Origin of the sequence: Pseudanabaena minima str. Chao 2107 (assembly GCF_051131155.1) — a bacterium.
Lineage (GTDB): Bacteria > Cyanobacteriota > Cyanobacteriia > Pseudanabaenales > Pseudanabaenaceae > Pseudanabaena > Pseudanabaena minima.
Genome location: NZ_CP159508.1, coordinates 4,216,143 through 4,238,568, shown reverse-complemented (window position 1 = coordinate 4,238,568; position 22,426 = coordinate 4,216,143). Strand labels below are relative to the sequence as shown.

Annotated in this window: 13 protein-coding genes; 4 read left to right on the top strand and 9 right to left on the bottom strand. The window is 42.3% G+C overall.

Going from position 1 to position 22,426, the window contains the following annotated elements; all coding sequences use genetic code 11:
- Positions 1–56 precede the first annotated feature (56 nt).
- The 4 genes from ileS to ABM313_RS19205 form a co-directional block, all read right to left on the bottom strand.
- Positions 57–2,933, bottom strand: coding sequence for an isoleucine--tRNA ligase (gene ileS, locus ABM313_RS19220; RefSeq protein WP_434684753.1), 2,877 nt, complete (start codon positions 2,931–2,933; stop codon positions 57–59).
- A gap of 174 nt (positions 2,934–3,107) precedes the next feature.
- Positions 3,108–3,578: a hypothetical protein gene (locus ABM313_RS19215; RefSeq protein WP_434684751.1), complete on the bottom strand. Its 471-nt coding sequence runs from the start codon at positions 3,576–3,578 to the stop codon at positions 3,108–3,110.
- An 18-nt stretch (positions 3,579–3,596) separates the two neighbouring features.
- On the bottom strand, positions 3,597–3,854 hold the full coding sequence (locus ABM313_RS19210; protein WP_434684750.1) for a hypothetical protein: 258 nt from the start codon (positions 3,852–3,854) through the stop codon (positions 3,597–3,599).
- A gap of 100 nt (positions 3,855–3,954) precedes the next feature.
- Positions 3,955–6,273, bottom strand: a complete 2,319-nt coding sequence (locus tag ABM313_RS19205) for an NACHT C-terminal helical domain 2-containing protein (RefSeq protein WP_434684749.1) — start codon at positions 6,271–6,273, stop codon at positions 3,955–3,957.
- A 275-nt stretch (positions 6,274–6,548) separates the two neighbouring features.
- Here ABM313_RS19205 and ABM313_RS19200 point away from each other — a divergent pair, with 275 nt between their 5' ends.
- Positions 6,549–6,764 (top strand): hypothetical protein, encoded by a 216-nt coding sequence (locus ABM313_RS19200; RefSeq protein WP_434684748.1) that lies wholly within the window; start codon positions 6,549–6,551, stop codon positions 6,762–6,764.
- 114 nt (positions 6,765–6,878) lie between these two features.
- On the opposite strand, the gene ABM313_RS19195 is transcribed toward ABM313_RS19200, so the two are convergent.
- Positions 6,879–7,481, bottom strand: a complete 603-nt coding sequence (locus ABM313_RS19195) for a superoxide dismutase (RefSeq protein WP_434684747.1) — start codon at positions 7,479–7,481, stop codon at positions 6,879–6,881.
- A 366-nt stretch (positions 7,482–7,847) separates the two neighbouring features.
- Between ABM313_RS19195 and msrB the strand changes: the two genes are divergently transcribed.
- A complete protein-coding gene (gene msrB, locus ABM313_RS19190) occupies positions 7,848–8,375 on the top strand; it encodes a peptide-methionine (R)-S-oxide reductase MsrB (protein ID WP_434684745.1) in 528 nt (175 codons plus the stop codon).
- Positions 8,376–8,552: 177 nt separating this feature from the next.
- Here the strand turns inward: msrB and ABM313_RS19185 are convergent, their stop codons facing one another.
- Both ABM313_RS19185 and dnaN read right to left on the bottom strand, forming a co-directional pair.
- A complete protein-coding gene (locus tag ABM313_RS19185) occupies positions 8,553–10,583 on the bottom strand; it encodes a DUF3769 domain-containing protein (protein WP_434684744.1) in 2,031 nt (676 codons plus the stop codon).
- 108 nt (positions 10,584–10,691) lie between these two features.
- Positions 10,692–11,846 (bottom strand): DNA polymerase III subunit beta, encoded by a 1,155-nt coding sequence (gene dnaN, locus ABM313_RS19180; RefSeq protein ID WP_434684743.1) that lies wholly within the window; start codon positions 11,844–11,846, stop codon positions 10,692–10,694.
- A gap of 999 nt (positions 11,847–12,845) precedes the next feature.
- Between dnaN and psb32 the strand changes: the two genes are divergently transcribed.
- Positions 12,846–13,550, top strand: a complete 705-nt coding sequence (psb32, locus tag ABM313_RS19175; RefSeq protein WP_434684741.1) for a photosystem II repair protein Psb32 — start codon at positions 12,846–12,848, stop codon at positions 13,548–13,550.
- A gap of 147 nt (positions 13,551–13,697) precedes the next feature.
- On the opposite strand, the gene ABM313_RS19170 is transcribed toward psb32, so the two are convergent.
- Positions 13,698–16,187 (bottom strand): hypothetical protein, encoded by a 2,490-nt coding sequence (locus tag ABM313_RS19170; protein WP_434684739.1) that lies wholly within the window; start codon positions 16,185–16,187, stop codon positions 13,698–13,700.
- A 413-nt stretch (positions 16,188–16,600) separates the two neighbouring features.
- Positions 16,601–17,092, bottom strand: coding sequence for a DUF4079 domain-containing protein (locus ABM313_RS19165; protein WP_434684738.1), 492 nt, complete (start codon positions 17,090–17,092; stop codon positions 16,601–16,603).
- Positions 17,093–17,321: 229 nt separating this feature from the next.
- Here ABM313_RS19165 and ABM313_RS19160 point away from each other — a divergent pair, with 229 nt between their 5' ends.
- Complete coding sequence (locus ABM313_RS19160; RefSeq protein ID WP_434684736.1) at positions 17,322–22,319, top strand: nSTAND1 domain-containing NTPase; 4,998 nt, start codon at positions 17,322–17,324, stop codon at positions 22,317–22,319.
- The last annotated feature ends 107 nt before the right edge of the window (positions 22,320–22,426 follow it).

The following is a 22,426-nucleotide window of genomic DNA, read 5'->3' as shown; positions in this document are numbered from 1 at the left end:
AGAGGATAAAGAATTAAATCCTCTAGTATTTTTTATAACCACCTAATCACATTGAGCTAAAAATCACCTGCTAATGCGCCGACGCAGCGATCGCAGATGTGGGGATGCTCGGTAGACTCACCGATATGGGTGGAGTAGTTCCAGCAACGGGGGCATTTCTCGCCATCGGCTTTCGCGATCGCAATTTGTAAATTGGTAGCCTCTCCCTTAAAGTCAGCATCAGGTAAGCTATCGACAAGCTCGACCTGTGACACGATGAAGAGATAGCGCAAATCTTCTCCTAAGGATTCTAGATAAGCCTTCTGAGTTGCATCGGTGGAAACTAGTAAGACCTTCGCTTCTAAGGGTGCACCGATCAGTTTGCCAGTTCTGGCGGATTCTAAGACTTTATTCACCTCAGAACGGACATCACGCAGATAATCCCACTTGGCGGCAAGTTCGGGCTTGTACCATTCGGTATGCACAATAAACCAACCCGACTGGAATACAGACTTGGCGGGTGCAGGATAGGGTAAGTGTTGCCAGATATCCTCAGCAGTGTGGGCAAGCACTGGGGCGATCGCCTTGGCAATGGCTTCTAGGCAATACATCAACACGGTTTGGCAACTGCGGCGACGCGGAGCGTTAGGCGCACTGATATAAAGGCGATCTTTGGCAATGTCTAAATAGAAATTAGAAAGATCCACCGTGCAGAAATTTTGGATGGTTTGGAAGAATCGTGAGAATTGGAACTTCTCGTATGCCTCGGTGATATCCTTGGTGACTTCGGCGAGGCGATGCAGGATGTAGCGATCGCTTTCGGTGAGATCGGCATAAGGCACTAGCTGTTCCGCAGGTTGAAAGTCAAAGAGATTGCTGAGTAAAAATCGCGCAGTATTGCGAATCTTGCGCGATACATCGGACATCTGCGCCAAAATCGTCTTACCCACAGGAACATCACTGCTGTAGTCCACACTTGCTGCCCAAAGGCGAACAACATCCGCACCGTAAGGAGGTTCTTTCTTTTGATCTTTACCACCATTGATGACCACCATCGGATCAACGATATTACCAAGGGATTTACTCATTTTCTGTCCCTTTTCATCTAGCAAAAAGCCATGGGTTAACACCGTCTTATAAGGTGCATAGCCATTGGTTGCCACACTAGTTAGGAGTGAAGATTGGAACCAGCCACGATGTTGATCGGAACCTTCGAGATAGATATCCGCAGGGTAATTTAGCTCGTAGGGAACTAGATGAGAATCATGGCTCTCACCACCTAAAACCCCTGCCCATGAGGAACCAGAATCAAACCAGACGTCCATTGTGTCCGTACCCTTGCGATACTTGCGACCGTTATTTTGATAGGATGCAGGGAGTAACTCTTCTACTTCCTTTTGCCACCACACATCGGAGCCATGCTCACGAATCAGTTCTTGAATGTGATTAATAGTTTCTTCCGTAAGTAAAGGTTCGTTAGTTTCTTCGTCATAGAATACGGGAATTGGCACGCCCCAAGTGCGCTGACGGGAAATACACCAGTCCGATCGCTCTTGCACCATTGAAGTAATCCGATTCTCACCGATCGCAGGAATCCAGTTAACTTCCTTGATCGATTTCAAAGCTTCTTCGCGGAAACCATCAACGGAGGCAAACCATTGCTCGGTAGCGCGAACAATTACGGGCTTCTTGGTGCGCCAATCGTAGGGATATTTGTGGTTATAGGCTTCTTCTTTAATCAGGGTTCCATTAGCAGTCAAGATTTCCACAACCTTGGCATTTCCTTCTTTGAGAACACTCAAACCTGCGAGTTCTGCGCCAGCATCTTCATTGAAAATACCGCGATCGTCCACAAGGGAAATCATGCCTAAATGATATTTTCTGCCCACGACAAAGTCATCCTGACCATGATTAGGCGCGGTATGGACTAAGCCTGTACCTGATTCGGCGGTGACGTGATCGCCTAAGACAATCGGACTAGGGCGATCGACAATGGGATGCTTGGCGATCGTTCCTTCGAGAACATCTCCTTTAAAGGTATGTTTAACTTCCAAAGCTTGCTCAAAGGTGGCGGCTAGCTTCTCCACCAATTCTGTTGCCACGATGTAATATTTATCACCAGCCGCCACGATGCTGTAACTCAGATGGGGATTAGCACTAATACCCAAGTTAGCGGGAATTGTCCAAGGAGTAGTTGTCCAGATCACGGCATGTAGATTGGTGAGATCAGCGATCGCTTTTAACTTATCGCTAGGTTGAGTTACTGGGAAAGCAACATAAATACTGCGCGAAATATGATTTTCGGGATATTCCAATTCCGCTTCTGCGAGGGCAGTATGGGAACTAGGCGACCAATAAACTGGCTTAAGCCCGCGATAGATATAGCCTTTGAGTGCCATTTTACTAAACACAGCAATCTGGGCGGCTTCATATTCGGGCTTCATCGTGTAATAGGCATTTTCATAATCACCCCAAACACCTAAACGCTTAAAAACTGCCGCCTGTTCGTCAATAGTTTGTAGAGCAAACTCCTTAGCCCTTTGTCGCAACTCTAAAGGAGTCAGTTTTGCCCGTTCCTCAGGTTTGATATTTTGTAACACTTTAAGCTCAATTGGCAATCCGTGACAGTCCCAACCTAAGACGTAACGAGCTTTGCGTCCTCGCAACAGTTGATAGCGATTAATAATATCTTTCAACGATTTGCCCAAGGCATGACCCATGTGTAATGTGCCGTTAGCGTAGGGAGGACCATCATGGAGCGTAAAAATATCACCCTTATTATTGCTACTTAATTCTTCATAAATGCCCTGCTCTGCCCAAAATTTTTGAATCTCTGGCTCACGAATAATTGCATTTGCCCGCATCGAAAAGTCGGTTTGGGGCAAGTTAACAGTATCTTTGTATTCGGGATTACTGGCTGGATTCTCAGATTTGGCTTTAGGCGCAGATGTCATTTTTCTAAACTAGATCAAAGTTTGCTAAGGTTTACCCCCCATTATGACGCAATATTAAGCAAACAGCTAGATTTTATGATGATGGTGTTTGTGGACTGCGATCGCCTATCAGCATATCTACAGTGCGATCGGAAAGAAAAGAAAATTTTAAAAATGATTTTAGGTGCGAGATCGCTAGTATAAAACTTCGGCGATCGCTTCTACTTGTCGAACGTTGGTAAATTCATGCTGTAGGTGCTGCAATAATCTTTCGTCTTTAGAATAAATGCGCCAAACAGAACTATCAATTAGTTCTAAAACGATTTCGCAAGGTGCATCAAGATCTATATCTGGTTTTAAAGAGGGGATTCGAGATACTTCTTGACAACCAACGATGACGGTATTAATTACTTGATCAAATTTTCTGACTAATAGAACTAGCATCTGCCAACTCAAGATTAATCCTTGTGGTAAGTCTTTGATATTCTCTTCTAAATCTAGGATGCCTCTTTCCCAAATCGTGCTGATGTCGCCGATCGCTTCGAGATCTAAAATTGACCAGACAAGTTTTTGTTTGTCCTGTGCAATCAGGTTTAATAGGTCTATCAGTTCAATGGTTGATGCGCCTTGGTTATCCTGATATTTGATTTCAATTACATTAGACATTTTTATTTTCCTGAAAAGCTATAGTGGTTCGGCAGACTGTCGCTTTCCTGTAACTTGATTATAGCGATGTTGATGGGGATTGGTATGGTCAGCACGACGATGATTGGTAAAATCAATGTCTCTAATAATTTCGCCATCATAGCCAAATTCTCTGGCTTGGCGATATGTGTCTCCTGTACGCCGACTGGTGCGTGAACCAATTTGAGTATGTGGATAGGGAGAGTCGGGAATTGGTAGTCCTGTTCTGGGATCGCGGGGTAAAGGTTGGTCAAACAAAGTAAAAAGGTAAAGGGTAAAAGTAAAAATTGGGGTTGTTAAAGAATCGCTAATAATTTAACCTACAAACCAAGAATCAAAAAAAGAATTTTTTTCCTTTCTACTTTTTACTTGGCAACAGCATCGTTGATTCAATTTCTTCGCGGACTTGTTTGCTGACGTAGCTACGGTTCATGATCTCGAGAAGAAGGAGATTGGCTGAGTAATATTGATTGAGAAGTTCTACTTTCTCATCACTAAATTGCCAATCGTGACTGATATTGCGGCGATCAATACATACCTGACGCAATTTATTACTTAGTTCCTCTCCATGTTTTTTCCACCATTGATATATATCTTCTCGTTTACTAGGTATCTGAAATTGCAGTGATTGCAGTGATTGACGTAATACATCATCTGCAAGTTCAGATGAGCGAGCAATGGCGCGGGCACGGGCGAGAGCGAGAATGAAGTCAAGAGCGAGGTCAACGAAGCGATCTTGTCCTCGTTCTTGATTTAGATTTCGATCAAGGACGAGGGCGCGGGCATGAACAAGTTCTCGGTCGAGGGCGAGTTCTCGGTCGAGTTCTCGGTCAGAAGCAGGGGCGAGTCCTCGGTCGCGTATAAGTCTGTGGTCTCGTTCTTGGGCGCGGGCGTGGTCGAGGGCGCGAGCAAGGTCAAGGTCGAGGGCCCGCACAAGGTCGAGGGTACGGGCGCGGGCGCGGACAGGGGTTTCAACATGTGCATAAAAAGCTCTAACAGAGACAGTCTTATAACTAAATTCCACAGAATTTGTTTTCTGATTTACCCATTCCAGAAATGCTTGTAATGTCTCATCATATGCCAACATTTCATCAATGCGATCCTTCATCATTTTCAAAAAGTCATCTGATCGCCTCAACATTTCAGCAGTCAGATAAAAAATTTCCATCCATCTTGGATTAGAAATATTCTCTATCAATCTTTCAAAATATCTTTCCCTCTCAATTTCCCGCGCTGTAAAATATTCCTGAAAGGTTAAATGGGAAAAAGAATAAATATTTCTTGCCCGTTCTACTACCAATCCATGATGATGCTCGATTGCCTTTAACACCACCTCACTATCCAGCCGCAACACATCAGGTTCTGTAGAAGCTTCAGGGAGATTGCAGATATAGTCCTTAATTTGTCTTTGCAAATCCTCTTTCCTAAAGAAATATTCACCATTTATAAAGGTATTAAAGGCAATTTGCCCTAGCATATCCTCCTTATTTTGTGGTGAAAGCAATTTATAAATTTGTTCCCGTTCAATGTTGCGCTTTGCATCCCACTTTTTCATCAATACTTCCAAACCTTCTTTATATAGCTCTGAACGCTTTGGTGGTAAGTCATTACGCTCTCCAAACACTAAACATAACAAAGTCAGCAATAAAGGGCTTTTAGCTAATTCCTTAACAGGTTTCTTACCCTGTAACCTTTCTAACAAACGTTCTGCTTTTGGCTCATCTTTCCCGAGAAACCAATTATTAACAAAGGTTTCAATCTGCTGCTGATCAAAATCAGCAACCTCCACCTCCGTGAACTTCTCAAACTGATATTCTCTCGCTGCAATCCGACAAGTGATCGCAAAGCGATTCTGAAGCCAATCTCTCGAAAATTTATCAATATCTCTCTTGATACGTTGATCATCTTCTTTCTTGACCTCATCTAAACCATCCAACAAGATTAATGCTTTACCTTCTTCTAACAATCTTACTAACGTCATTGGACTAGTTTTACGTTTTCGGAATTCCCCCAAAATATAATCTTGTAAAGATGGTTTTCCATCTTCTTCTGCATAAGCTTTTAGGGTCACAAATATCGGAACAAGTTCTCCATAAAACTTACCTCTAAGACAAGACATTGCCAAATATTTCATAAATGTTGTTTTCCCTGCCCCTGGTTTACCCAACACCATAAGCTTTTGATGCTTCTCGATCGCCTTTAAGCCAGTAATACGATGCTGAATCTTACCCATCATCCAGTGTTCAAAGTTTTCTCTACTTCCAATTTGTAAAACATCGTCACAATCTATACGATCCTCACCAGAAATTTTTTCAAGAATATTCACATCAGTATAAATCCGATCCAAATCGATAGGTTGCGTCATATCCAACACCCGCATCGTCCCACAACGCTCCGTCACATCTGCCGCGATTTTTTGCTTCACCTCTTGAACTAGGCGATCTAAGCCATCATTAACAACATCTTCACCCCTTATATCGCGCCAATCCAATTCTAGAAATTTGCACAACTCCTCAAAATTTGATCGATCAATCGCCTCTCCTCGAAACAACACTGTAATCGTTGATCGCGAAATTCCCAGAGCCTCAGCAAGCGCCTTTTGCGTAAAACCACCTGACTTCATCGCTGATTTAATCTGCTTAATACCCTCCTCAGAAGCCCTTAGCGATCTGCTCATTTGTAACCCTCACCTGATTAAAAACTATTTTGGCATTTTTTCAAGTCACGCAAAAATTTGACTATGAAAACAAAGATTACTCAAGCACAGGCAACCTCTAACAGCGCAGATCTCCGACTTTTTCTGTGAACTTGCAGATTCCCTTCGATCGCACAAAAAAAGTCGGAGATCTTAATCTCTAACCGTAAAAGCACGCAAGTCACGCAAGTCACGCAAAGTCAGTCAAGCAGCCATATTTCATAGTGTTGGCATAGTTTAATTCGGAGCAAAAAATTATGTCAGTTCAAAAGCAAGTCACAACTCAAGCGATCGCCCAAACCAATACACCTGCTAACAAACAAACTGCGATCGAATCTGTACCTTCAACAACACCCATAGATGCATCCAATACAATTCCTGCTCTAATAAATAGCCCAACTGTCGGCACAATTCTCGCTCTTGCCGTCCTGATTCGCGTCATTCTCGATCGCCCATCTTCAGACAAAAAGTAAAAACGCTAATATCGCCTAAATTACGAAACTCCAGACTAGAAATTTCCAAACAAAAAGAGAAGCATTGCTTAGCAATGCTTCTCTTTTTAAAATAGCGCTATGCGCTGTTTACAACTAGACAGCCGCGAAATTAGCAGCGACAAAATCCCAGTTGATCAATTTTTCGACAAAGTTAGCCATGAAGTTAGGACGGCTATTTTGGAAGTCGAGGTAATAAGCATGTTCCCAAACATCCATTGTCAACAAAGGTACTTGACCTTCATGAATTAGAGGATTTTCAGCATTAGGGGTTTTGGTGATTTTTAGAGTGCCACCTTCAGCAACGAGCCATGCCCAACCGCTACCAAATTGAGTTGCACCAGCATTTTTAAATTCGGTCTTAAAGTTATCCAAGCTACCAAAACTAGCATTGATTGCTTCTAACAAAGCACCAGTAGGAGCGCCACCACCAGCAGGCTTAATGCCATTCCAGTAGAAAGTATGATTCCAAACTTGAGCAGCGTTATTAAAGATTCCCGCTTTGCCTTCTTTGTAACTAATCTTGATGATTTCTTCTAAGGATTTGTCAGCAAGATCAGTATCTTTAATCAGGTTGTTGAGGTTATCAACATAAGCCTTATGGTGCTTACCATAGTGAAATGATAGGGTCTCAGCAGACATACCCGAAGCTGCGAGAGCATCTTGGGCGTAGGGTAAAGGTGGGAGTTCAAATGCCATTGTTGTTTAACCTTTTAAAGTTTGAAGTGATTTCTCAGCTTTAAGTATTGTTACAATTATAATCTAGATTGTAAATCGTAGTAACTGCTACAGCTTTAACTTTTTAGGCATACCTTCAGGGCGATCGCCATTCATCGCAAATCACAGATTCCACATCCACAAAGCTCTCGATCTTCGTAAGTATAAGCAAACTAAAAACCGAGAAGATTGTTCCGCCCGCGTAGCGGGCGGAACAATCTCTGGTTTCAGTTTTTTAATTATGCTGACCTACTTCGATGGAAATATACCAGTTCACAAAAGCGTGACGACACTTTTGTGGACTGGTTAGCACAAAGTGATTCGCCATACCCATTTGGAACGTTAACAATGACAAAAAGAGATCTCTTACTCGCTGGATCTACCATTATTGGTAGTTCATGGCTATTCCAATTTTGGCGATCGCAATCCCTAGATTCCACATCCACAGACTCCGCGATCGCCGTAGACTTAACTAAAGCAACTAAGAAATATCAAATTATGAAAACCGAAGATGAATGGAAGCAAATTCTTACCCCAGAGCAGTTTCGTGTTTTACGAAAACATGGCACTGAGCGTTCATTTAGCAGTCCTCTAGATAAAGAATATAGCAAGGGTACTTATCACTGTGCTGGCTGTGATCTACCATTATTCACATCTGATACTAAATTCAATAGCCGTACAGGCTGGCCGAGCTTTTTTCAGCCCATTGAAGGCGCGATCGGCACTACTGTGGATAATTCCTTATTCATGAAACGTATTGAAGTACATTGCAGTCGATGCGGTGGACATTTAGGGCATGTCTTTGATGATGGTCCCAAACCCACAGGACAACGCTACTGCATGAATGGAGTTTCTCTTAAATTCATTCCTGCTTAAACTAAGAACCTATTTAAGAATTGCTCTAGATCCCCCCCAGCCCCCCTTAAAAAGGGGGGAGAATCCAAATTCTTCCCCCTTTTTAAGGGGGATTGAGGGGGATCTCTTAGAGTTTTTGACCGCAGAAAGTAATTCTTAAATGGTTTCTAAAAGAGGCGGCGCAAAGCGCCGCCTCTTTTAGTTTCGCTGTTCTATTCCATTTTGAACAGTTGTCACATTAGAAGGTGGGCGTGTCCAGTTAAAGTCACTAATCCGAATCAGAAATTCCCCTAAGCCTTGATTAGGATTATACCGAACCAATACAGAGTAAGTCCGTCTTGCATATTCTAAGGAATACACAGAGTCAAATAAATTGCCACTATCTAAGCTCCAACTTTGCTGAATACCAAGGCGAATTGGTCCATAGATTTGCTGAACTATTCCTGCTGTCAGCGATCGATTATCAGCAACACGATCAAATAAGAATGGTGATTTACCACTAGAAAAAGCTTGGGTATAGCTTAGAGATAAACCTGTATAGTCAAGAAAGTCCTTGGCAAAATGTCCCACTTCCGCAGCTAAACCCACAGTTCCATATACAACAGCCTGATTCGTTCCATTAGAATAGAAAGAATTTACGCCTTGGGCTGACAAATAGGCATCCAGTCTCGGCACAACTGGTTTAGGCGAAAATCGTAATCCTGTCTCTTTTTCGGCAGGTAATGACTCACCTCGCCACAAGGGAAATGTCCGACTTAGCAGAGCCGCACTTTGCAGACGAACTAATGAACCAACCGTGGTAGGTTGGACATCATCACGGACTGCGCCAACTAACTGAGCAGAAATTTGATAGCTCAAAGAAATATTGGAATCTCCAAGCACATAGTTAGGAGATAACAAGGTTGTTCCCAAAATGTTATTTACATCTTGAAAGCCTAGCGAACCATTGAAAACGCGATCGCGAAAGGCATATTGTGAAAGCAAAGTATGGTTGCCAAACACAGGCATCTGATAGGTCGCATTAAATCGCAACAAAGAGTCTATTCTCGAAAAATCTAACCCTGAGAAACTGGCTCTTGCCGATAAACTTGACCCATCATCAAAGGCTCCATTTAAAGTTGCGACAACACCAATAATATCAAAACCCGAAAATCCATTCTGACTGGAAAAAGCGCGTTGTAGGAGCAATTGCGGTGACAATTGAAAACTCAAGTTGGGTTGAGTAATCACATCAAAGCTCTGTTGATAAAAAACACCATCGCGATCGCGCCGATCAAACCCTACTAGGGCAGGAGCAAAACGCTGAAAGCGATCAAGAGTAATGCTATTGACAGGTAATGGTAGAGAGAATCCTTGATCAAAAACAATGCGAGGGGATTCTAAATCGAGACGGTTTTGGGTGGGAGAAATCGGGGTGAGAGTAGCCTTACTAGTGATCAGTTCCAGTTCAGGTGGCGTAAAAGGATCGTTAGTAACGCGCAAGTTTTCAGCAGTCCAAGTATCCCCATCCAGAATTAAGCGATCGGCAATAAACCCAAGGCGGCGTACTTGCCCTTCCGATGTGTCCCCCGTACCAGCTACGGATACCGTAATTGAGTTAGGGGCAGTTTGTGCAGGCGATCGCGATACTTCTGAGCTATTTAAAGTGCCAAGGTCAACAGCCCCTGATGCATTCAGGAGTTCGCCCTTAACATTGCCGTAATTATAAGTAAGCTTGGAACCACGGATCTTCTGATCGCCGCGTGTAAAAAATACATTACCTTCGGCAACAACTTCTTGCGTTTTGGTATTTAACTGCACGCGATCGGCTTTGAGTTCGGATTTTTTGTAATTAATTACGACATTGCCTTCAGCGACAAATACCTGCGTGTTGATGTCATATTCTTGGCGATCGCTGACTACATTTAACTTTTCACCTACACGCGGCGGCAAGGGTGGGCGCGGTTTATCGTTAGGCTTGGGTTTAGGTAGACTATTTGGCTTGATAGGACCTGCTTGAGCCAGCAGATCGGCTTTGAATTGTTGAGCGATCGCCTTAGGATCAGGCAATGTTTCTAAAAGAATCTGTAGCTGCGCTCTCACCTCTATCGGCAGTTCAGCGGCAGGTAGTTTAGCAACACGACTAGGCAACGTTGGCGGTAATGACAACGTTTGGCTAGAGCTAGCCTGTCTCACCTCAGCATAGGTGCTAGGTGGCAGTTGAGTTGAAGGCGGTGGTAAGAAATCCATACTTCAACTAAGTTTACAGGATTTTTCTCTGAGATATAGCAGTCGCTATTGAATAAAACCGAATAAAATAAAAGCGGCGCATTGCACCGCTTTTATTTTAAGGCTTGTCTAGTTACGAATTTGCACAGGCATAAGAAGATAAGTCATTTTGCTTGCGCCAATCGGTACAAGCACAGCTGGGCTAGTTGGGTTATTCATCTGAATTTGAATTTCATTACTGGGCAAAGCCTTTAAGCCATCCAGTAGATATTTAACATTAAAGGCGATTTCTACATCTTCACCCGAAATTTGAGCAGGTAGAGACTCACGCCCTGCCGCTACATCAGGAGCCTCGACTGAGAGAGAAACTTCTTGACCAGTAGAATCAATGGAGATTTTGACAATGTTGTTTTTTTGATCAGCCAATACAGCAATGCGCTCTAAAGCTGATAAAAACAATTTACGCTCTAAGGTCACCTGACGATCAAAGCGACTAGGAATCAATTGGCGGTAGTTAGGATAAGTACCATCTAAAAGGCGAGAAATTAAGATTTGATTGGCACTTTGAAAAATCATATTAGCCCGATCAAACTTAACCGCGATCGCTCCCTCGGTCTGTTGATTGAGCATTCGTTCTAGTTCCCGTAAGGCTCTAGCAGGAATCGTCACTTCCAGATTTGTCGTCACCGTATCTCCTGTCACAGGAGGCTCATCTGCATCTAAAAATCCTGTCTGTAACACAGACAAACGATGCCCATCAGTAGCAGCAAACTCTAAGCGATCGGCACTTGCCGTTAGATGTACCCCCGTCAGAATCCGCTTAGTTTCGTCAGCCGAAGTTGCAAACAGAGTTGAGGCAAGCCCACTCAACATCGACTCAACTGGCAGATAGGTCGTCTCGCCATCTTCACCAATTTGAGGTAGCTCAGGAAACTCTTCTACAGGCAAGCCATGCATTTGGTAGCGACCTGAACCACAGACGATCGATACCATCGTGTTGTCCTTGTCCACGCTGATAGTGATGTCTTCATCGGGCAACCGCGACACAATGTCGTTGAGTAACTTTGCAGGTAGGGTAATCGATCCCGCCTCGACGACTTGAGCAGGAAAAGACACCTGAATACCTAGATTGAGATCAAAAGCCGTCATACCAAGGCTTTGATTAGAGCCGTCAGCGTCTAGACGAATATTTGCCAAAATCGGGTGAGTGGGACGAGAAGCAACTGCACGACCGACAAGGGCAAGATTAGCAGCGAGTTGGTTTTGGGGACAGACTAGTCGCATAGTTTGGCAGGAAAATTTCTAAACTGAGTGGTGAGATTGAAAATTTGCAAAAGGTTTATTGCGACCAATTAGCTACGGAGTTAGCTGTTGAAAAGCAGAGGGCAGTTCGATGATGAAATTTGAAGATGATGCAAAATTTGAGGATTTTCTAAGATTTCTGCAAAAAACGAAATATGTGTTTAAAGTTACTTTGTCGATATTTTTTGGGAGAAGGCTTTAAAACAGGATTTTCAAAAAAAACTTTTGTTGAAAAGTTTTTTAGTTTTTATTTTTTTGATTTGTGGAAGCCAATCATACCACCGTTGTAATTTTTTGCACGATCAAAATCAAATTTTAAATTTCGTTATTTTTTCATTCGATCTAATAATTACTGTTTTAAAGAATAAAAATATTAAATAGTAGTAGTAGGGGCTGTGGAAAATGTGGAAAACTCTTAAAAAACTATATTTAACAGTACTTACAGCGTTTTTTGCCTGTGGAAAAACCTGTGGATAAAGTGGCTAGTTTTCCACAGAGTATAAATACCTAGTAAAAGTTTTCCACATTTATTCAAAAGTTTTCCCCAGATATTAACTACTTTTCCACAGAAAGATGATGGTTATCCACAGGTTTTCCACAGGCAGAAAACAAATAATTAGATTTATCAACAGATCAAGATCCAAAATGTTTGCAAAAAACTCTTTTGAAATTTACCTCTAGAATCTTAATAATACTTAAATAACCAGAATTTATGAAGAGTAAAGCTGCTTTTGCTAGTTTCATAATTTTGGAAGTTGCCACTTGATTAGTAATTTTGATCTGCTGATCCCGCCTTAATAGACCTGAAATTTTAGTTAAAATTTAATCATGATTGCTCGCTTCGCCTAAAGGCGATCGCCAAATTTTCTCTATGATTTCTTTACGATTCCTTGGGGCTTGATATAGTGATGAAAAGTGAAATTGTCTGATTAAGTTTTAAATTTAGTTTTTAATATAGGTTTGAAAATTGTGATTAAAATTGTGATTAAAAATTTGTTGAGTCGCCTATGTTTTGGGGCGATCGCTTTACTAATTAGCTTTAACTTATGTATAGGTACGGCTCTAGCTTTACAGGTATCAGATATTCCCGACTTAGATGAGATTAAGTCTCTGACCGAACAGACTTGGATAATTGATGACTCTGAGGTACTAAGTGCTTCGACTAAAGGGGCGATCGCTAGCAAAGCTGAAAAACTAGCAGAATTAACAGGGATTGAAGTGCATGTGGTGGCAATTCGTCGCATTGATTTAGGTCAACCTGCATCAGAGTTTACCTCGGAACTATTTGATAAGTGGTTCCCTACCGAGGAAGCAAAGGCAAATCAAGTATTGCTATTTATGGCAACAGAAGATCACCGCACAGCGATTCAAACTGGTGCAAAGGTTAAGGAAGTTCTACCTGATAGCATTGCCAATAGTATTGCTGATGAAACCATGCTCTATCCTGCACGTAAGGCAAACTATAACCAAGCTGTCAATGAGGGAATCGCAAGGCTAGAAACAGTTTTGAAGGGTAATCCTGATCCTGGTGCGCCTCTATTAGCAGTAGAAGAGACTGAGACAAGTAACTATGCTACTAGAGAAGAAACTGAGGCTAGTTCATCAAATGTGGTGGTAATTATTTTGCTGATTTTGGCGACACTGTTACCAATGGCGACCTATTATTGGTTGCAAAGTCAACCTTAAACCCCAAAGAAAAAGGCGGTGCTTTGCACCGCCTTTTTCTTTGGGAGTTATACCAATTCACGAAAGTATAGCAACACTTTTGTGAATTAAAAAACAAACCCAGATAATGGTTTTGAAAACACAAAATGGCGTAGCCATTTTGTGTTTTTATTCGTCAAAATCTTGGGCTAAATTTGGGGGCGTAACAGCGCGAGTCACTCTTACTTTATGGCTTTCTCGTTGAGTTTGGGCTTCGATCGCGATCGCTTCAAAGGCAACATCAATGCTACTGAGGGGAATCGATATATTAGTACGGGTTTCGATAAACTCAGCATTAGGAACCTTACTAAAATCTAATAACCAACGTGGTCCATCGACAATCATGCGGGTTTGCAAATCTTTAATCCAGAACTTCACGAAGAACTTAGGGGCGATCGCAGGTAAGCGCACCGTTATTTGCATCGGCGTTCCTGAGAGAATCTCACCTGCGGGAACAATGATCTCAGGGATGGGAATGGGTTCTTGATCTGATAGAGCCTGTGGGGTAGATTCTTGGATATTGCGGATAGTCTGGGCGGTCTCCGACAAAGTGGAGGCAGTAGAGTTATGGCTGGTTACAGTGCTAACGGGAAAGCTATTAGGATCAACCGATTCTTCCCAAACATATTCATTTAAAATGAGGTTTGGATCGGAGGTGAGTAACCGATCAAGTTCGACATCAAGTTCAAGATCGAGTTTGGCAAGACTAGTCGCTTCGGCGATCGTGAGAGGAGTTTGTTCGGGGTTATCGAGATCGATGGATACATTACTTGAATCACTGGCTCCGTCAGATGCCAGTAATGGATCTCTGGGCGCAAATGGATCTAGTAATAGTTCTTCTGTACGTTGGTTGGCTTTCTGGGCAGCGATCGCCTCAGCAGATAAGGTTTGGAGCTTATTAAGAAAGCGATTGTTGGGATTGCGGGAACGTTGAGTGTTAGGAGGTGGTAGTTGATTACTGGGTAATTGTAAGGTTTCTAGACGTGGTTGTTCGAGTAATGCTTCGTAGTTTGGGGGAAGTTCTTCTTCAAAACTGTAAAGTAGTTCTGGCTCTTCTTCATGGACTAATGGATTTTGGCGATCGATATCAGCTAAATCACCAATATTTGTCAGTTGAAACTCTGGCTCAGTTGTCTGAATATCACCTACTTCTACCTGTGGAAAACTTTGAGAATTTGCATCGTCTATGTCTGGATTTATCAGATTCAAATCTTGATTTCCAGCTTTATTTTGTCCAGATGGTAAAGGTGGTAATGATAAAGCATTGGTGGGCTTTTGTGGCTCTAATTCTTTTCCCTGAGTGGCTTTAGCCCTATTAGAAGGTATGGGTGGGAGACTAAGCGAATTGGCGGATTTGGGTTTTGGTGATAGATGCTCAGGCTGACTTTCCGTTGGTGATACTACCTGTGGAAAACTCTGTGGAAATTGTGGGTAACTAGTTTGCTCAATAGATGTTTCTATCGGTTGAGAATTATTGAAAGTATTCTCTTGAGGCGAATATTTCTGAGCTTCTTTGATGAGTTCAGGTAGGACTCTTGAAGCAGGATAGGAAACAGCGATCGCCTGTTGCGCTACAAACAAATCCATATCTTGCTGAAAGTCTTGATGGGGGTGGATTTGCACATCCCCAATCAGGACTTGAACTTCTGAAGGTGGCGGTACGATAATTTGATAATTAAAAGTGATTGCGCCAGTTGTGGGATTACGATCGCTAGAGTTGTCGATCGCAAAGCGCTGGTTGACTATGACATCAAGGGTTTGGGGATCTTTGAGACTGACTTCGATTTCTCCTTGAGTATAGACTTCTCCGATTAGATTGAAGCTATTGTTCTCATTAAGAATATATTGAGGTTGTTTTAAGCGTAATAAAATACGAGGCTGAAGTGGTTCGCTTGTTTCGGTGAGAATGTCTGAACTAGATGCTTCTAACTGTTCTAACAGATTAGGATGATCGTTGGGAAGCTCCTCTTCAGACTCTAGAACTTCGTTGTCAACTACTTCATCAATGTCATCTTCGTCATTAAAGAGCGCAAATTCTTCAAACATTGATTGAACGAGTTCCGTTGATCTCTGCTCGGCAATGTCGAGAATTGGTGAACTATAACTTAGAGGTGTTGGTTCAGTTTGGATAATTCCCAAGGCATTAGTATGGGCTTCATTGGGAATTTCAGTGGGATTGTCTAAATCTTCTTCAATGTCACTATATTGCCATTCTGAACCTGCTTCTGCTGAGATTTGGATGACATCAAACTTGACGGTTTTTTTCCACGCAGGAGTTAAATTAGTATTTGCACCAGTATTTGCCGAATCTGCATCAGATTCCGTGTCAGCTTCTGTCGCCAGACAATCGATCTGCCATAGCCCTGGCACAAAATTGGTGTAAGGCATCACGATGAGCAACCCATCATGGCTGATGCGCTTCGCAATTTTTTGTTGAAAAGGCTGATGCCTCACATCGGCAAGAGGTCGATAGGCGATCGCAATTCCAACTAGCGCATTTGCTAAAGCAGAGCGTGCAGCAAGTCGGTACTGCCCTTCCAAAATCTCTACGGTTGGAGATTCTAAGGGCAACCAGGACTTGTCACCTTTGCGTTGTAGCAAAAACTCCCAGTTTTCCATATTCGGCGATCGCGGGTTAAGTGTGCTTAGTTATGGCAAATACTAACCGATCTAGGGTTGTATAGCAATTGTGTTTCAAGATGCGACGCGAAGCGTCATATCTTTGACTTAATGAACATCTACAGATTTTTGAAAGTGTTGCTTCGCAACACTTTCAAAAATCTGCGGTTAGGAGTGCTTAGCTCTATAAGTTATACCAATTCACAAAATTGTGCCGACACTTTTGTGAATTGAAAATCAAACCCAGTAATAGCAATGTAAGTTTTGCTTAGGACATAAAACCAATAAAGATGAGTTGCGGCGCTTCGCGCCGCAACTCATCTTTATTGGTCTAGCTATCGCTTGTGTTGCTAAAGGATTTTAAAACTACAAATAAAACTACAAAATGGCATAGTCATTTTGTGTTTTGGTATTTAGATGGAAAGACCGAGTTTAAGTCCTAGCAAGGCATGGGCTACCAAAAGTACCACGATCGCACTGCCTAGATAGGCATGGGCATTGCGAAGTAATGGTTGATTACCACCAAATCCAGTGAGCGAAATTGTGCCATTGATGGCTAGTAAGGTCAAGACAACTGAGCCTGTAATGAAATGGGGGCTTTCTAGCAAAGGTTTACCCTGCATCACCAGCGACAGTAATCCGCCTGTATAGCCTGTGGCTAAAAATACGGTCATTAGTGGCGCAACTTTGCGATGATCAGCTTTGTTCTTGTTGGCAACTTCAGTATCTGTAGTCGTGCGACTGCGCCATCCTGAAATCGCCACAAATGATCCCATCGCCACAATGACGATCCCCATAAAAAATGGATGACCCCAATGGGTAATTGGTTCAGGGATATGCAGGGATTGAAATTGGTCAGAAATTGGCTGAAGTGACTCAGCGAGTTTAGTGGCAAAGGCAGTCATAGATTTGGGAGCAACTTAGGTAGAAAATTGTTTGAAAACTGCAAAAAATCTTTACAATTTTTAATGATTGTAGCGGGTTTTGCTGAATTACACCAAAAGATAAGAGGCAATGCAAAGCACTGCCTCTTATCTTTTGGGTTTGGTTGAGAGCAACTCTGAATTTTAGTGTTTACATCGCCTTTGGCGATGTAAACACTAAAATCTAGGCTGAGGTTGGGGCTTAATTTAAGTGGCTACAGCTATAGCTGTAGTAGTATGTCTGTGTAAGTTACGGTATCGTGATCGCGGTAAAACAAAACAGGTGATTCAGGTCGAACAGTCGATCCAGCCTTTGAAAGATATACATTCCCTAAATGGGCGATCGCTCGAAACATTGATTAGAGCGATCAATCTTTTTCAGGGAGCTTTTTCGCTGATTATTGTTAATTGTAATTACCGTAGTCTTCGGAAAAAGCTGCTAACTGCATTAGCCTCAAAAACAAAATTGCCATACCGTGAAATTTGGTGGCATCCTCAAGAAACTCTATATAGTAAATTGCAGAGTCTTTGGCGGGACGGTCAGATTGAAAATATTTCAGCCTTGATGTGTTTGGGGTTCGAGCAAACTACTTCTGAAAATTTAGAAGATTTATTTTTAGAAGCGAGTCTATTTCGCGATCGCCTAAAGCAACAAATTAACTGTCCACTGGTATTGTGGCTGAATGATCGTGAGTTACAACAGTTATGGATTAGCGCTCCTGAGCTAGCAAATTTGGCAGCACCGGCGATCAAATTTGGGTTGACACCTGCGGAATTAGATACAGAAGTTAGTCAACAAGTAGAGCGCTTATTTGAGATTACTAGAGATCCTCAGATTCCCTTATTTTGGCAAGACACCAAAATCGATGCTGATCATGAATCCTTCTCCTATAGTGAGCTAGAGTTGGCGCGGCGAGAGTTGAGAATTGCTCAGTACAACACTAAGCAAGAGATTTCTCTCGAATTAGAAGCAAAACTAGATTTTGTACTAGGACGCTTGTTGTGGAGATCTGCTGAAGCCTTAGCTAGTGATGTGTATGAAGAATCTCAAGGCGAAGTACATAGTGTCTCGCAAATTTACTATCAATGCAGTCTTTCCTATTGGCAAAAAGCAGATCGACCACTTGAGAGTGGCATCGTTTTATTTTATCTAGGGAATTTATGGTGGCATAATTCCTTTGTGAATGGACGACAATCTCAGGCTTCTTGGATCAAGGCAAAACAATTTTTTGAAGAAGCGATCGCGACTTTGAAGCAAGCCAACCAATGGGACTTAATTGCTAAATATAGCCGAGCTTATAGTGGTGTTCTCGAACAACTTAAGCAATGGCAAGAACTAGAAACATGGATTGAATCATTGCTGCCATTGCATCAACAGATGCCCCTTGAACTGGCTCAAGATTATGGATACTTAGCCAAAATTGCTGTAGAAAAAGGATTATGGCAGCAAGTTAAGGATAATGCAGGTAAAGCACTGGCTACGTTAGATCAAGTTCCTGTTTTTCAGGAAGAAAGCCTGACCCATAATTGGTTGCGGATGCGCCATATTCAGAGAGGTCAATATCAACTCTTACTCACCCAAAGTTATCTTCAGCTTAAGGAACTAGAACTAGCGTCGAGTGTGATTGAAGCGACGATCTCTAACTTTAATCTTAATTATGAGCCAAAACTCTATATTCGATTTCTTGATACTTTTCATGATATTGCCTTTGCCCAAGGTCGCTATCTCCAAGCCTTTCAAGCAAGGCAAAGGCAGCGATCGCTAGAGCAGCAATATGGGCTGAGAGCTTTTATTGGTGCTGGCACGCTCCAACCTAAGCAAACTTCTCCTAACGACCGTATTACGGAGCTAGATGCAAGTACGTTTGATATCAATACTGGCGAAATTGCCGCATCAGGACGCACTCAAGATGTGGAACGTTTAGTGGAGAGAATACTCTCGATTGAGCATCAACTCACCGTAATTCATGGCGAATCGGGAGTTGGTAAAAGTTCATTGGTAAATGCAGGTTTGATTCCTGCGCTATTGCAGCGATCGCTCTCAGGTCAAGAGTTACTACCGATCAAGATTCATATTTATACCAATTGGATTAATGTGATCTCTTCAGCTATTTATAAGAGTCTCCACCCTCATACCAATGGTCTCAGCAGAGCAGATGTCTTATCGAGCGATCGTGATGCCCAACATTTACTATACAAGTTTAGGCAATTAGCGGCTCAAGGCACTCAGATTGTGTTAATCCTTGACCAGTTTGAAGAATTCTTTTCTACTTGCACCCAATCACAGGAAAGACAAACTTTTATTGATTTTTGGCAAAATTGTCTAAAAATCCCCCTACTCAAAATCGTAATTTCACTCCGTGAAGATTATCTCTATTTACTTCTAGAATTAGAATCGGCGCATCCAGAAGTTGATATCTTAAGCCGTAATTTTCGTTATGCATTAGGCAATCTTTCCCCAACCGATGCGAAATCTCTAATCGAAAATCTCACTGAACATGCCAATTTTAACCTTGAGCCGATTCTCGTTGATGAGTTGGTGAAAGATCTAGCAGGCGATCGCGGATCAGTGCGCCCGATCGAACTGCAACTAGTTGGCTCCCAACTGCAAGATCGCAATATCACCACACTTGCAGCTTATCTTGCGGCTGGAGCTAAGCAACGCCTTGTCGAACAATCCGTTGAAGAAGTAATTCAAGCCTGTGGTAATGCTTCCTTTATTGCTCAGCAGGTATTGATTTTACTTACAGATGAGCAGGGTAAACGTCCTATGCTTACTTATAATGAATTGCGGACAGGGTTGCTGTCTTACTCTAGCAATACTGTCGATCTTGATTTAGTTTTAGAAATTTTAATTGGTTCGGGTTTAATCTTCCAATTGCCTGAAGTGCCGAGCAATCGCTACCAACTAGTTCATGATTATCTAGTTTCATTTATACGTGCTAACCAAGAAGCGGGCTTACTAAATGAGCTACGCAAAGTTCGATCCTCAGCTCAACGTAGTCAAGCAAATCTCAATCGCCTGACTAAGTTTGCTTTGGTAGGAACCGTTGTGGGATTGTTTGTGATGGCAGGTTTAGCTGTTCAAGCAAATCGTCAGCGTCAGCTTGCTGAATTTGGTGAAATTGAAGCATTGATTTCTTCCGCAAACTCTAGCTTTTTACTCAATCGTCAATTGGAATCTTTGGCAACAATTGTCCAAGCTGCGAAGAAATTAAAAGATACAGATGAAGGCAGCGATAAAACTAGGATTACCCAATCATCCTTTGAGAATCTGCAAACAATTGTCTATAGTATTCGTGAACGCTATCGATTTCATTCAATCAAAAGAGATTCTCCATTTTATGCTGCGAAATTTAGCCCTGATGGTAATATTCTTGCCTTTGGTAGTTTTGATGGGAGCGTAGATCTATATCAAAAGAATGGTAAGTTGATCGCTCGCTTAATTGGGTTGAAAACAAGTGAAATTCGTGGCTTAAGTTTTAGTCCAGATGGAAACAGGATTGCATCAGCAGGCAAAGGCAAGAGTGTGAGGATTTGGGATATTCGCACTGGTAAGTTGATTAGCAAGTTCTATGCCCATCAAGATGACATTTTTAGAGTTAATTTTCACCCTGATGGTCGAAAGTTACTGACTGGTAGTAAGGATGGCAGTGTCAAGCTTTGGGATAGTTATCGGGGCATTGAACTGCTGACCTTAAACCCTAAAAATGTTGGTAATACTTCTCCTAACAAAGAATCTGGTGCGATTCAAGATACAAGTTTTAGCCCCGATGGTAATTTGATTGTGACGGCTAAAAACACCACGATCGCTCTCTGGGATTTGCAAGGTAACTTACTAGCCAGTACGATCGCCCACGATCAAGAACTTTACAGCGTTAAGTTTCATCCCAATGGCAAACAGTTGTTAACTTCGGGACGAGATGAAACGGTAAAACTTTGGCAGATTACTGATCAAAATCGTCAAATTCAATTAATGCGGATATTCAAAGGAACCTCAACTGATGTGTTGAGCTTAAACTTCAGTGCTGACGGTCAAAAGATTGCGCTTGGCTCTCAAGATAATACAATCCAAATCCTCAACTCTGATGGAATACCTGAAATGAAGTTAGGTGGACATACCGATGGTATTTTCGATGTTAACTTCAGTCCTGATGGTCAATATCTGCTGTCTGCTAGCAAAGATCGCACGGTACGACTCTGGGATCTCAAAGCTACCTTGATAAATACTCTCTATGGACATACGAGTAGTATTTGGTCAGTTAATTTTAGCCCTGACGGAAGAATATTTGCCTCAGGTAGTGTTGATAAAACTGTCCGTCTTTGGAATGCTGATGGAACCTTTAGGCAAGAACTCAAAGGACATGTAGATACTGTCTATGGTGTGAGTTTTAGTGCTGATGGCACGAAGCTGGTCACTGCCAGTGATGACCAAACTGTAAAAATCTGGAATAGTGTCACGGGGCAACAACTACATTCGCTCAATATTCATGGAGCGAAGCTCATCTATGCCACCTTTAGCCCTGATCAAAAGCTGTTAGCAACTCTTGGTTGGGATAACAAAATTAAAATCTGGCAATGGGACAATACTGATAATCCTAAGTTATTGCATGTGCTAGAGGGACATACAGGTACGGTCTGGTCGATCGCCTTTAGTCCTGATAGTCAGTCAATAGCTTCGACTAGCAATGATCAAACCGTGAAAATCTGGAATGTGAACAGTGGTCAGAATGTGCATACTATGGAAGCCCATGTGAATGGAGGTCTGGCAGTAGCCTATAGCCCCGATGGTAAGCAGATTGGCTCGGTGGGTAAGGATGGCAAATTAAAACTATGGAATGCCCAAACTGGTGTTCTTGAACAACTTATTACCGTGGCTCCTGATTCTTGGATTTTTGGTATGGCTTTTAGTCCAGACGGTAAGGCGATCGCTACAGCAAATGCCGATAAAACTGTCAAAATCATGGATCGGGCTAGTGGCAAACTACTTAAAACCCTATCTGGACATACCGCCGAAGCCTATGCTCTCACCTATAGTCCTGATAGTAAAAAAATTGTTTCCGCCAGTCGTGACAATACTCTCAAATTATGGGATGCAGAGACCTTGAGTTTTAACGAACTAGTTCAGAGAGGCTGTGTCCTATTAGAGAACTACCTTGAATCCTCCCCCACATTGCCTCCAGAACAAAAACAAATGTGTCTTAAGTAGCTAGGCATAATTTATTACAAAGCAAAACCCATAAAGTTTCGCCCCGCAGGGGCGAAACTTTATGGGTTTTGGTAATTTATTTTGCACAGGTACTTAAGGATTAATTT

Bases quoted from the DNA above. Each gene is read 5' to 3' on its own strand.
- ABM313_RS19215 (WP_434684751.1), bottom strand. From the start codon at position 3,578: ATGTCTAATGTAATTGAAATCAAATATCAGGATAACCAAGGCGCATCA.
- ileS (WP_434684753.1), bottom strand. From the start codon at position 2,933: ATGACATCTGCGCCTAAAGCCAAATCTGAGAATCCAGCCAGTAATCCC.
- msrB (WP_434684745.1), top strand. From the start codon at position 7,848: ATGACAAAAAGAGATCTCTTACTCGCTGGATCTACCATTATTGGTAGT.
- ABM313_RS19185 (WP_434684744.1), bottom strand. From the start codon at position 10,583: ATGGATTTCTTACCACCGCCTTCAACTCAACTGCCACCTAGCACCTAT.
- ABM313_RS19195 (WP_434684747.1), bottom strand. From the start codon at position 7,481: ATGGCATTTGAACTCCCACCTTTACCCTACGCCCAAGATGCTCTCGCA.
- ABM313_RS19165 (WP_434684738.1), bottom strand. From the start codon at position 17,092: ATGACTGCCTTTGCCACTAAACTCGCTGAGTCACTTCAGCCAATTTCT.
- ABM313_RS19205 (WP_434684749.1), bottom strand. From the start codon at position 6,273: ATGAGCAGATCGCTAAGGGCTTCTGAGGAGGGTATTAAGCAGATTAAA.
- ABM313_RS19170 (WP_434684739.1), bottom strand. From the start codon at position 16,187: ATGGAAAACTGGGAGTTTTTGCTACAACGCAAAGGTGACAAGTCCTGG.
- dnaN (WP_434684743.1), bottom strand. From the start codon at position 11,846: ATGCGACTAGTCTGTCCCCAAAACCAACTCGCTGCTAATCTTGCCCTT.
- ABM313_RS19200 (WP_434684748.1), top strand. From the start codon at position 6,549: ATGTCAGTTCAAAAGCAAGTCACAACTCAAGCGATCGCCCAAACCAAT.